Raw genomic sequence first — 12,481 nt, forward strand, 5'->3', positions numbered from 1 at the left:
CACGCGGTCGGGAGACAAGTCATGCTGGAAGGCATCAAGGTGTTAAGTTTTACTCACTTCTTGCAGGGCCCCGCCGCCGTGCAGATGTTGGCCGACGTCGGCGCGGGCGTGATCAAGATCGAACCGCCGGGCGGCGCGTTCGAGCGCAGTTGGACCGGCTTCGATGCGTATGTCGAAGGTGTGAGCATGTTTTTTCTGCTCGGCAACCGCAATCAGCGCAGCATCTCGCTGGATCTGCGCGACGAGCGCGCGCGCGAGATCGTCTGGCGGCTGATCAAGGAAGCCGATGTCCTGATCGAAAACTACCGGCCAGGCGTCCTGCAGCGCATGGGCTTCGGTTACGACGATGTCCGCGAGATCAACCCGCGGCTCGTGTACTGTTCGTGCACCGGCTACGGGTCATCGGGACCGTATCTCAAGCGGCCAGGGCAGGACCTGCTGCTGCAGGCCATCAGTGGCATGACGATGCTCTCCGGCGAGGCCGATTCCCCGCCCACGCCCGTCGGATCCGCGATCGTCGACCAGCACGCGGCGGCGTTGGCAGCCTTCGGCGTGGTCGCGGCCTTGCAGGCGCGTGAACGCACCGGCAAAGGCACGCTGGTCGAAAGCAACCTGCTCAACGCGGCGCTCGATCTTCAGATCGAGCCGTTCACCTACTACCTGAACAAGGGACCACTCTGGCCGCGCACGAACCCGCCGACCGGCAGCCGGTTCCATCCGTCGCCCTATGGGGTTTACAGGACTCTCGACGGCTGGATCGCCGTTTCGCTCACGCCCACTGAGAAGCTGGCGGCGGCCTTGTCTCAGCCCGTGCTGGCCGGGTTTTCGCACCCAAAGGACAACGTGCGCCGCCGCGACGAATTGAACCGCATCGTTTATGACGCGCTGACTGCGCGCACGACGGCCGACTGGATGACGACCTTCGATGAGCACGACATCTGGTACGCGCCCGTGAACGACTACCATCAGGTCGAGGCCGACCCGCAAGTGGCGCACAACCGCATCATCATGGAGGTCGAGCATCCGCAGGCCGGACCGATTCGTTTGCTCGCACATCCGGTTCGATACGACGGCGCAGCACCACCGCTCACCCGTCAGCCGCCGCGGCAAGGCGAACACACCCGCGAGGTGCTCGCCGAACTGGGCTACGAGCCGGACGAAATCGATACGCTGGTCGAAGCGGGCGCGGCGCTGACCGGGCGGAGAACTGCATGAACACTCATCTGAATCAGTGCCACGAGATGCTGCGCTTTGACGATATCCAGATTGGCCGCTGCCAGGTACTCGTGCGTACCATCGCGGAAAGTGACGTGAACGCTTTCGGCCATCTGTCGGGCGACCTCAATCCCTTACACATGGATCAGCACTTCGCGGCACGCACGCCATTCGGCCACCGCGTGGCGCACGGCCTGCTGACCGCGGCATTGGTGTCGACGACCCATACCGGGTTGACCGGTCCCGGCTTCGTCTACGTCGGGCAGGAGTTGCGCTTTCTCGGACCCGTCTTCATCGACGATACGATCAGGATCCATGTGACCGTAGTCGAGAAGAAACCCGCCAAGCGCATCCTCGTGATGGACACCATGGTTCGCAATCAGAACGGCAAGCCGGTGCTGACCGGACTGTCGGCGCTGAAGGAATTGCGTTTCCAATGATCTGACAATCGGCAGGCGAGGCCAAACCTTTGCGGGTTTTCGACAACAGCCGTCACGCCGATTTGCTATTTACAATTACACTACGTTCGATGCCGACCGGCGAAGGAGAAACAGCACGCTTGATTTAGCCAAGGAGTGAGCTGGCTAAGCGAGCCAAACAAGTGAGCTGGATGCAGGAGACAAATTAAATGCTTAGAGGTTGTGGTTGTCAGTTGCCGGTCTTCAAGATCGCCAACTATGAGTATGGGTCGCGAATCAAGTCGATCGACTTTCATTTCGCACCCCTCGAAGATATGAAATCGACGTTGCCGTATCCTCATCGGCACGAGTTCTATCACATCGTCTGGGTCGTGTCGGGCAGCGGTCACCACATCATCGACTCGATTCGCTACGAGGTGCGGCCCAATACGCTGTTCTTCATGGCGCCAGGCCAGATCCACGACTTCGCATTGTCCGAAGATACAGTCGGCCACGCGATAAGTTTCTCGTCCGAATTTTTCGCCTTCAAGGTTCAGAACCGCCATTCGCAGACGGAAATTCCGGTCTACGATTTCGAGCGAATTCCGAACACGGTTTATATGAGCGACGCACAAGCTCAGGACCTTCATCATGTGCTGGATGGAATCGATGCGGAATATCAGGGTGAAGAGGCAGGCTACGAGGACGTCATCTGGTCATATCTGCGCATTCTGCTAATCAAGTCCGTGCGTCTGGGCGGCGACGCCGTGACCGACGTCAATTCGTCGCGTAGCGTGCTGTTGTCGCGACGCTTCAAAAGCCTGCTGGAAAAACATTTCACCACGGTCCACGACGTCGCTCGCTACGCATGCCTGCTGAACGTCACAGAACGCGCGCTGAACGATGCGACGCGCCAGGCGCTCGGCAGCACGGCGGCCAAGCTGATTCGTGAACGCGTGATGCTGGAAGCGAAGCGTCTGTTGCTGCATTCGGAGGTCAATGTGGCGGAGATCGCAACACAGCTTGCCTTCGACGACCCGGCCTACTTCAGCCGATGTTTCCGCAAGCACACGGGCCGCTCGCCAATCGACTTCCGCCGCAGCCTGGAGAAACTGAGCATTTGAAGCAGTGGGACGATAGGCGTCCGGCTGCGACGTAGGAAAGTCCAATATAAGCCGCGCTTCGTCCTAACCGCTGGAACCGCCGCGCTCCTAGAATTTGCGTGCCCCCGTCACTCGGGAAACGCGAAAGTCATCAGGAGACAAAGGCGTGAATGCTTCGTACCAAGACCAAGGACTGTCCTCTGACCGGTCCGCCCTCTTCACCGATATCCTCGATCGCATTGCGACCAAAGTTGCAGAGGACGAGCCGACGCTCGGCGTCGAATTCCCCCAGATCACAGCGCCCGACGGAAAGTGGGTCCGGCTTCCGGCGTCGCTGTCCGCAGGCTACAGCGGTTCAGCGTGGAGCCACGGCAATTGGTTTTGCGGGTTCTGGGTCGGACTTTTGCTAACGTCGTATTTGCACACCGGCAACGACAAATACCTCTCGTGGGCCCGCGAGCGCATGCGTCTCGTCGCGCAGCGCGCGCAGGATCCTAACACGCACGACATCGGCTTTATCTTCGACAGCAGCGCCGTCCCGGGCTACGAAATCACCCGCGACTCGTGGTACGCGCAAATTGCGATGGAAGCCGCGGACAAACTGCGCGCGCGTCTTGTCACCACGCGCAGCGGCGCCTATCTCGCTTCCTGGGGCCCGCTTGACGATCCGCGCGGACGCAGCGCCTCGGCTATCGACACGATGGCTAATCTATCGTTGCTTTACTGGGCGGCGAACCATTCCGGGGACGGCAGTTATCGCCTCGCCGCCGAAGCGCACTCCGTCATGACCGCCAAGGCGTTTATCCGCCCCGACGATTCGACGTATCACGCGGTGGAGTACGACGTGACAACAGGTGCGCGCCAGCGCGGCTACACGTTTCAAGGCGCATTCGACGAATCGGCGTGGAGCCGGGGCCAGGCGTGGGCCGTCTATGGCTACGTGAACACGGCGCGTGAAACCGGCAAGCGCAACTGGCTAGACCTTGCCGGGCGGCTAGCGGCGTACTATCTGCGCCGGCTCGATGGACGTCCTGTGCCACCGTGGGATTTCGACGCCACTGGCGCGGACGCGGAAATCAAGGATACTGCCGCAGCAGCGGTGATGGCGTCAGCGCTGATCGAGATGGGCCGTCTGCATCCCGACCCTGCTGATGCGGTTCGCTGGCGCGAACACGGACTCGCGATGCTCGAAGCTCTATGTCGTGACGAGTTTGCCTACGAACCTGCGCAGCGGGGACTTTTGAGGAATTCCTGCTATTCGAAGCCGCACAATGAAGGCGTCGATGGCGCGACGATGTTCGGCGATTTCTTCTTCGCGGAAGCACTGAGTCGCGTGATGCTGCCAGGCAGGCTTCGGCCGGCCGACCCGCAACGCGTATCGCTCGCTTGAAGCGTATCTCCCCTCGCGGTTCCCAACTCTCGCTAGCCAGGCCGTCCATGATATCGAACGATCTTCCGCATTTTGTACCTACTGACCTACCCGATGCCCTGCTGGTCGGACGCATCTGGCGAAACGCGCCGATAGACGGGCCGTCGGTCGTCGTTGTTCGTGCCGGTCAGGCCTTCGACATCACGGCGTCGGCGCCGACGACCTCCGACCTGTTCGAGCACGTGGACCTCGTCGAGTTTGCGCATCACGTCGAGGGCGAGGCGCTCGGTCCCGTCGAGAACATCGGCCGCGCATTGCTGGCGCCGTGCGATCTTCAGGCCATCAAGGCATGCGGCGTGACCTTTGCCGTGAGCCTGCTCGAACGGGTCATTGAAGAACAGGCTAACGGCGACGCGACTCAAGCCGACACGGTCCGGGCGACGATCGCGCAACTGATCGGCACTGATCTCTCCAGGATTCGCCCCGGCACGGCAGCTGCCGACTGTCTGAAGCGGGAACTGGAACGGCGCGGCGCATGGTCGCAATATATGGAGGTCGGCATTGGGCCGGACGCAGAGGTGTTCACCAAGTCTCAACCGATGTCGGCGGTCGGCTACGGCGCGGACGTTGGGCTGCACCCGGCCTCCCGCTGGAACAATCCCGAGCCAGAAATTGTGCTGGCGGTAAACAGCCGCGGAACGATCGTCGGCGCAACCCTCGGCAACGACGTCAATCTCCGCGACATCGAGGGCCGCAGTGCGTTGCTGCTCGGCAAAGCGAAAGACAACAACGGCTCATGCGCGATCGGTCCTTTTATTCGGTTGTTCGATGAACGCTTCACCATGGACTCGGTGCGGGCGGCCAGCGTGTCGCTCAGGATAGAAGGCGCGGACGACGGATTTATTCTCGAAGGCGTGAGCCACATGCGCGAGATCAGCCGTGACCCAGAGGAACTTGTGGCCCAGACTGCCGGGCCGCATCACCAGTATCCAGACGGCTTCATGCTGTTCCTCGGCACGATGTTCTCTCCAATTGAAGACCGGCATGCTCCGGGCAGCGGCTTCACGCATCACCTCGGGGACAAGGTGACGATTGCAACACCGGAGCTCGGCGCACTTGTCAACACCGTGCAGTCGTCAACCGAAATCGCGCCCTGGCGATTCGGCGTACGCGCTCTTTACGAGACCCTTGCAAAACGGCGGGCGCTTACCCGCGCCATGGCGTAGGTACCATTCACGTGGACCGCCTCCGCGGATTCCAGCCTCGCCAAGCTACAAAGACTTTGTTCGCGAATCAGCGGAACGGGATACTAAATTTAGAAGCCCGGCGTCAGGACGACTTTCCCTGACGCCGTCCTGCCGTTCTGCAAATCGTCGAACGCCTGGCTTCCGGCATCGAGCGGCCGCACGTCGAGCCAATCCAGCGAACCGAACGCGCCTTCGTGCAACGCCGAAACCGTCGCGCGAAGATCCGCCATCGTATAGGTGTACGTACCCAGCAGCGTGATCTCAGCGAGCGTCAGCTTGCGCATATCGATTTCGCTTGCCCAGTCCTGGAGGCCGATGTGCATCACGACGCCGCCAGGCTTCACCGACGATAACGCGAGCGCGCGTGTCGGCTTTGCGCCCACGGCATCGATCACGAACTCAAACCGGCTTTCAGGCGCCGGCGCGTGCAACGGATCCCATGTCTCGCACTGCGCATGCTGCTCCGCCGATCGTCGACGCAGCGGATTGACCTCCGCCATTTCCACCGACCGGCAGCCGTACGATTTCAGTAACAACGCCGACAGCAAGCCAATCGCCCCGCCGCCAATGACCAGCGCGCGGGTTTCCGGCAACGGTCTTTGCAGCGCGCGCATCGACAGATTCAGCGCATGCAGCGCCGTAGCAGCCGGCTCGGTCACCGCGGCGTGCGTTGCGGGCATCTCCTGCGGAATTTCGACAACGCATCCCGCAGGCAACGACATATATTGGGCAAATGCACCCGGACGCGTCATGCCGACCATCGTCCGGTTCGCGCACAGATTGTCGCGCCCCTGCACACAATATTCACAGTGCCCGCAGGTGATCAACGGATTGCCCGTGACGCGCAAGCCTTTCATCAGATGCGGTGCGCGCGTCTCCACGATCGTGCCGGCGAACTCATGACCGAGAATGAGGCCGGGTTTGCGTCGCGGATCGTGGCCGTGGAATGCATGCATATCGGAGCCGCAAATACCGACCGCATCGATCCTGAGTATCACCTCGCCGTCGGCTGCCAGCGGTTCGGGCCGATCCAGCAACTGGACCTCATTGGGCTGCGTGTAGACAAGTGCTTTCACAAGCGTTCTCCGTCGTGCAATTGCGTTACCGCCTACCGCGCGGTGTAGCCGCCGTCGACCATGATGGTCTGGCCCGTGACGTACGCGGACGCGTCACTCGCAAGAAACACCGTGACGCCATACAGATCATCGAGTTGTCCATTGCGTCCGATGCACGTGTTCTGCGCGTGCATGTCCGCGACGCGCGCGTCGTTGAAAACGGGAGCCGTCAGCGCAGTGGGGAAAAAGCCCGGCCCAATCGCGTTGCACGTGATGCCGTAGCGTGACCACGCCTGCGCGATAGCACGCGTCAATTGCACGACACCGCCCTTCGCCGCGCCGTATGGCGCGCTATCGTTGAATGCACGGTATGACTGCAGCGACGCGATGTTGATGATGCGACCATGTCCGCGCGCCTTCATCGAGGGTGCGAGCGCCTGCGTCATGAAGAACGGCGCGCCAAGATGCAGTGCGAGCTGCTGTTGCCACGCTTGCGGCGTCACTTCATCGAATGGTTGACGCAGATTGACGCCCGCCGCGTTGACGAGAATGTCAATCTGGCCGTGCTGTGCCGCTGCATCGAGCGCGCAGGCGCGCGCCGCATGCGCGTCGCTCAGATCGCATGCGTGCATGTGCGCATCGATACCGTCATCGCGCAGCCGCATTGCCGCTTCGTCGAGCGCATCACTTCGCCGCGCCACCAGCACGACGCGCGCACCCGCCCCGCCCAACGCGCGCGCCATCGCTTCGCCGACGCCCGAGTTGCCGCCGGTCACGAGCGCGGTTCTGCCATTCAGGTCGAATAGTCGAGCGATATTCAACGGTGTCCTCCTTTGTCGTACCGATTGCACATGCCGATGGCGTTCATACCTGTACCGGTTCGCCACGCACGAATGCTTCGTCGGGAAAGTACTTCTGCAAGCGGTCGTCAGCGGTACGGGCGTGGGCTTCCATGCCTTCGAGCCGCGAGATACGCGCCGTCACTTCGCCGATGCGCTTCGCCGCATCGCGCGTCATGCGCTGCCACGTCAACGTCTTCACGAACTTGTGCACCGAGAGCCCCCCTGAATAGCGCGCTGCGCCCTTGGTGGGCAGAACGTGATTCGGACCGCTCGCCTTGTCGCCGAATGCGACCGTCGTTTCTTCGCCGAGAAAGAGCGAGCCGTAGCACGTCAGATGTTCGAGCCACCAGTCCAGATCGGCAGCCTGCACTTCGAGGTGTTCCGATGCATAGCGGTCAGACACGTCCACCACTTCCTCTCGCGTGTCGCACAGGATTACTTCGCCGTAATCGCGCCACGCGGCGCCTGCGGCATCGTGTGCGGTCGGCGGCAACGCATCGATGAGTTGCGGAACCCGCTCAATGACCTCGTCGGCGAGCGCCTTCGACGTCGTGAACAACCATGCCGGCGACTCGTGGCCATGCTCGGCCTGGCCGACCAGATCGCTCGCGACCATCGCCGGGTCGGCACTGGCGTCGGCGATCACCGCAACTTCCGACGGCCCCGCGAAGACGTCGATCCCAACCTTGCCAAAGAGCGCGCGCTTCGCCTCCGCGACGAACTTGTTGCCCGGCCCCACCACAACGTCCGCCTGCTTGCCGGTAAAAAGCCCATACGCCATCGACGCAATCGCCTGCACGCCTCCCAGCGTCATCACGACATCGGCGCCTGCCGCCTTGAACGCATACAGCACATACGGATGGATGCCGCCTCCGCGAAACGGGCTCGAACAGGCAATCACCGTTTTCACGCCCGCTGCCTTGGCAGTCGCAACGCCCATGTATGCCGACGCGATATGCGCGTACCTGCCAGCAGGCGCATAACAGCCGACCACGTTGACCGGCACCACTTTTTGCCCTGCCGTCACGCCTGGATACAGTTCGACCGAGAAATCCCCAATCGAGCGCCGCTGTGCGAGCGCGAAGTCGAATACCTGTTGCGCGGCGAAATCGATATCGGCCTTCACGTGCGCGGGCACTTCGAGCGCACGCCGTTCGATCTCATCGGCGCAGACGATGATCGGACCGTCCCAGTTATCGAGTTTCTTCGCATACGCACGCGCGGCGTCTTCGCCATGCGCCTGAATCTGCGCAAGCATTTCACCGACGACCTGTTGCGCCGTCGCGGTCTCGGTTTCCGGCGTCTTGGCTGCTTTCTTCAGGTAAGTCACGCTCATCGCCTTCTCCTTCATCGATGTTAAAAATAATGCAAGCGCTTGCAGCGAGGGGCTTTTAAAAGGCCACACCGTGGCCTTTTTGCGCGATCGCGACCGCGCGTTATTTGCTGCCGTCCATTGCGAACGCCGCGAGTTTAGGGTCGCCCAACACACGCTTCATCGCGCTGTCGTCGATATAGTCTTTTGCTTCGGGGACGGACGCGAGCGCGCCCGATGCATGCATGAACTGCGCGATCTTCGTGAACGAATCGTCGGCCTGCGATGCGCCTTTCGTGCGGTCCATCGCGGCGAGTTGCTGCTTCAGGTCGAAGGTCGGGCGCGTAGCGAATTCCTTGCGCATCGAATCGTCGCTGATGTTGACGCCGCCCTCCTGGTAAAACTTCTTCATCATCGCGACGGCCTGGTCAGGGTGCGCCTTCATCCACGCCCATGCATGCAGATAGACGGCGAGAAACTTTGCCACCTCATCGGGATGCTGCTTCTCGAATTCGCCACGCGTGACGAGCGCGCCGGGCACCGATGCGCCGCCGTCCTTACCGGAGCACAACACGCGCGCGCCCGCCTTCTCTTCGAGCGTATAGTCATACGGCGCCCACACGCCCGCGTAATCAGCATTGCCCGACGACACAGCGGAAATGATCTCGGCCTGGCCCATATTCTTGAGCGTCACATCAGCCTTCGTCAGCCCATACTTTTTCAGGCATGCCTGTACCGCGTAATCACCCGTCGAGTTGGACGTCAACACGATGGTTTGGCCTTTCAGCGACGCCGGATTGCGGCGCACCGCGTCATAACGCGCCTTGCTCGCCATCAGAACGTTGCCCTGCGATTCGTCGTTTGTCAGGCCGATCACCTGAATGCCGAAGCGCTTGTAGCCGAGCACCGCCGGCACGGAACCCGTGCCGCCCACGTCCCAGGATTTCGACGCCGCCGCCGCAATCTGCGGCACGCCTGCGGGAAACACCGAAAACTCGGGCTTCAATCCGACCTCTGCCCACCACCCTTTTTCGGTTGCGACATAGAACGGCAACGCCCAATACAGCGCGGGCTGATAGCTGACCCTGATCGGAGTGAGATCGGCGGACCACACCGTGCCCGGCAACGCCGCACTGCCCGCGCAGAGCAACGCAATGAAAGGGATCGCGCGCAGACGTTTCATGTTGGTCTCCTGTTTTATGGGGTATTGCGCTCAGCCGTTGGAACCGGTGGCAGTTTTATGCAGCTTCATGCAGCGACACGTTCGACAGCGCCGTGTTCGTCGCGCAACGACTTCCAGATATGCGTGCGCAACCGGACGAACGATTCGAGATCCATCACGTCTTCGATCCGTTTGCACGCGTCCCAGCCATGCTGCTCGCGCACGGACTTCACATCGATCACTTCTTTCACGCGCCCCGGCCGGCCCGTCATCACGACGACGCGATCCGCGAGATACACCGACTCTTCGACCGCGTGCGTGATGAACAGCACCGTGCGCGGATTCACGCGCGTGAGCCGCACCAGTTCTTCCTGCATGACGACCCGGGTTTGGGCATCGAGCGCGCCGAACGGCTCGTCCATCAGCAGCACGCCGGGGTCGAGCGCATACGCGCGCGCGATCGCGACGCGCTGCTGCATGCCGCCCGATAGTTGATGCGGATACGCCTGCTCGTAGCCGCGCAGATTCATCAGCGACAGATAGCGTTCGATCGTTTCGCGTCTTGCGTCGGCGGCCATGCCCTTCGCGCGTAAGCCGAGATCGATGTTGTCCCACACTGTCTTCCACGGGAACAGCGCGAACTGCTGAAAGACGACCGCGCGATCGGGTCCTGGCCGTGTCACCTTGCGGCCCGCCACCGTCACGCTGCCCGACGTCGGAAACTCGAGACCCGCGACCATCCGCAGACACGTCGTCTTGCCACAGCCCGACGGCCCGACGATCGCAACGAATTCCTTGTCGGCGATTTCCAGTTCGACGTGTTCCAGCGCGACGACGCTCGCCTTGTCGCGCCTGAACATGCGGGACACATCATTGAAACGAATCATGCTCATCGTGCGCTCCGTCACGGTTGAGAGAGTGAAGCCACGGGTGCTAGTGCCGGGCGACGCGCCGGTTGCGCATCGCGTACGCTTCGATGCGTCCAAGCAGCAGGTCGATTGCCGCGCCCACCATACCGATTGCGATCATCGCGCTCATCACCGTCGCAGTGTCGATTGCCGCTTGTCCCTTGACCATCATGTAGCCAATGCCGCTCGACGCGACGATCAGTTCGGCGCCGACCAGCGACATCCAGCCCAGTCCCGCCGCGACGCGCACACCTGCGATCACCGACGGCAACGCGCCTGGCAGCAGCACTTCGCAGACGATCATCCGGTTCGACGCGCCGAGCATGCGCGCCGCTTCGAGCAGCCTGCCGTCGACCTGCTGCGCACCGCGATAAGCATTGACGACGCACGGCGCAAACGCACCCGCAAAAATGATCAGCACCGGGCCACCGATGCCCGTGCCGAACCACAACGCGGCAAACGGCACCCATGCAATCGGCGCGATGAAACGCACGGTTTCGAAGAGCGGCGTCACGCAGTAGTCGAGCCAGCGGAACCAGCCCATCATCAGACCGAGCGGCACGCCCAGCGCGACGGCCAGCAAAAAGCCCATCAGATAGCGCTGCAAGCTCGACCACAGATGCACTTCGAGCGTGTAACCGACAAACGGATGCGTGAGCAGATCGGCAAACTTGTGAACGACTGCAAGCGGCGTCGGTAGGAAGATCGCGGGGACGAGTTCTGCTGCCGATGCCAGCCACCAGATGCCGAAGAATGCGATCAGCCCCGCGGCATTCAGCGTCCAGAGCGGCACGTTGCGTCGAGCCACAGCACGCCCAGGCTCGCTGACCATCTTGCGCTGGCGCAACGTGCGTGCCGCACTGCCGGACTCGCGATCGACGCCGACGGGCTCGATGTCAGGATGCGCGACACCGCGCAGATGACCCGGTTTCATCTGTTCGCTCTCCAAGGCATGAGTTGCCGTTCGATTTGCCCAAGCGCGACAGTCATCAACCATCCACACAGCGCGACCGTCAGCATCGCAACGACGATCATCGCCGGATAGATGTCGAGCGAGCCTTGCGTCAGCAGATGCCCGAGACCTCTGACCGCACCGATCAGTTCGCCCGCCACGAGCGTCGTCCATGAAGCCTGCAATGAGAGGCGCAAGCCTGTGAAAATCATCGGCAGCGCGCCGGGAATCATCACTTCCAGCACGAAGCGCGAACGCCGCAAACCCAGCATCTCGGCGGCCTCGAGCATCGGCACGTCGAGATTGCGCACGCCCGCGAAACTGTTGATCACGCATGGCACGAACGCCGCGAACCAGATCACCATCACCTTCGCGGAGTCGCCGAGTCCAAGCCAGACGATCGCGAGCGGAATCCACGCGAGCGGCGGAATGGGTCGCAACAGCAGAAAGATCGGGTTGAAGAACGCTTGCGCACGCGCCGAGTAGCCCATCCATAGGCCGAGCGGCACGCCCGTCACTGCCGCCGTCGCGAAGCCGTATAGAACGAGCTTCACGCTCTGCACGATGTGCTGGTCGAGACGGCCGTCGGCATAACCGACCGTCACCACCTGGGCAAGCGCCTGCCAGGTATCGAACGGAGTGGGGAATCTCGACGCTGCGACGATGCCTGTGAGAGCCGTCAGCACGTACCACGCGGCGAGCGTTGCAGCGAGCGTGCCGATGCTGCACAGGAAGCGCGGTGAACGGAATGCGGGGAACACATTGTCTCCTGCCTGTTCAGCGGCGTGAAATGCAACGCGCCGCGCAATGAAATGTAACCGCTTGCATTCGAATATAGACGCTATGATCACGGGTCACATCGGGATTTATACCGATTCGAATGATGTTGTACTGTCGCTCGCTTGCAATCGGGCACTA

General features: G+C 61.9%; 12 protein-coding genes. 5 read left to right on the top strand and 7 right to left on the bottom strand.

Features of this window, described 5'->3' with window-relative positions:
• Positions 1-21: 21 nt before the first annotated feature.
• From OKW37_RS13775 to OKW37_RS13795, 5 genes are all read left to right on the top strand, one after another.
• Positions 22-1,215, top strand: coding sequence for a CaiB/BaiF CoA transferase family protein (locus tag OKW37_RS13775; protein WP_429355557.1), 1,194 nt, complete (start codon positions 22-24; stop codon positions 1,213-1,215).
• Positions 1,212-1,655: a MaoC family dehydratase gene (locus OKW37_RS13780; RefSeq protein WP_429405890.1), complete on the top strand. Its 444-nt coding sequence runs from the start codon at positions 1,212-1,214 to the stop codon at positions 1,653-1,655. The genes OKW37_RS13775 and OKW37_RS13780 overlap by 4 nt, the downstream gene beginning before the upstream one ends.
• Before the next feature lie 188 nt (positions 1,656-1,843).
• Complete coding sequence (locus tag OKW37_RS13785) at positions 1,844-2,737, top strand: helix-turn-helix domain-containing protein (RefSeq protein ID WP_184066484.1); 894 nt, start codon at positions 1,844-1,846, stop codon at positions 2,735-2,737.
• Positions 2,738-2,882: 145 nt separating this feature from the next.
• Positions 2,883-4,106, top strand: a complete 1,224-nt coding sequence (locus OKW37_RS13790) for a glycoside hydrolase family 88 protein (RefSeq protein ID WP_184066481.1) — start codon at positions 2,883-2,885, stop codon at positions 4,104-4,106.
• 47 nt (positions 4,107-4,153) lie between these two features.
• Positions 4,154-5,311, top strand: coding sequence for a fumarylacetoacetate hydrolase family protein (locus tag OKW37_RS13795; RefSeq protein ID WP_184066478.1), 1,158 nt, complete (start codon positions 4,154-4,156; stop codon positions 5,309-5,311).
• A gap of 89 nt (positions 5,312-5,400) precedes the next feature.
• Here the strand turns inward: OKW37_RS13795 and OKW37_RS13800 are convergent, their stop codons facing one another.
• The 7 genes from OKW37_RS13800 to OKW37_RS13830 all read right to left on the bottom strand — a co-directional run bounded on the left by OKW37_RS13800 (position 5,401) and on the right by OKW37_RS13830 (position 12,324).
• Positions 5,401-6,408, bottom strand: a complete 1,008-nt coding sequence (locus OKW37_RS13800; protein WP_429405886.1) for a galactitol-1-phosphate 5-dehydrogenase — start codon at positions 6,406-6,408, stop codon at positions 5,401-5,403.
• A gap of 32 nt (positions 6,409-6,440) precedes the next feature.
• A complete protein-coding gene (locus OKW37_RS13805) occupies positions 6,441-7,208 on the bottom strand; it encodes an SDR family oxidoreductase (RefSeq protein ID WP_184066472.1) in 768 nt (255 codons plus the stop codon).
• Positions 7,209-7,251: 43 nt separating this feature from the next.
• Positions 7,252-8,565, bottom strand: a complete 1,314-nt coding sequence (gene hisD / locus OKW37_RS13810; RefSeq protein ID WP_184043548.1) for a histidinol dehydrogenase — start codon at positions 8,563-8,565, stop codon at positions 7,252-7,254.
• Between the two features lie 100 nt (positions 8,566-8,665).
• Complete coding sequence (locus OKW37_RS13815; protein WP_429355561.1) at positions 8,666-9,724, bottom strand: ABC transporter substrate-binding protein; 1,059 nt, start codon at positions 9,722-9,724, stop codon at positions 8,666-8,668.
• Between the two features lie 65 nt (positions 9,725-9,789).
• Positions 9,790-10,596 carry an ABC transporter ATP-binding protein gene (locus OKW37_RS13820; protein WP_018422900.1) on the bottom strand — a complete coding sequence of 269 codons (807 nt, stop codon included), beginning with the start codon at positions 10,594-10,596 and terminating at the stop codon, positions 9,790-9,792.
• A gap of 40 nt (positions 10,597-10,636) precedes the next feature.
• A complete protein-coding gene (locus OKW37_RS13825; RefSeq protein WP_429405883.1) occupies positions 10,637-11,545 on the bottom strand; it encodes an ABC transporter permease in 909 nt (302 codons plus the stop codon).
• Entirely contained in the window at positions 11,542-12,324 is a 783-nt protein-coding gene (locus OKW37_RS13830) for an ABC transporter permease (RefSeq protein ID WP_429405881.1), read from the bottom strand. The genes OKW37_RS13825 and OKW37_RS13830 overlap by 4 nt, the downstream gene beginning before the upstream one ends.
• Between the last annotated feature and the right edge of the window lie 157 nt (positions 12,325-12,481).

This window comes from Paraburkholderia sp. MM5482-R2 (genome assembly GCF_050436125.1).
Classification (GTDB): Bacteria; Pseudomonadota; Gammaproteobacteria; order Burkholderiales; family Burkholderiaceae; genus Paraburkholderia; species Paraburkholderia tuberum.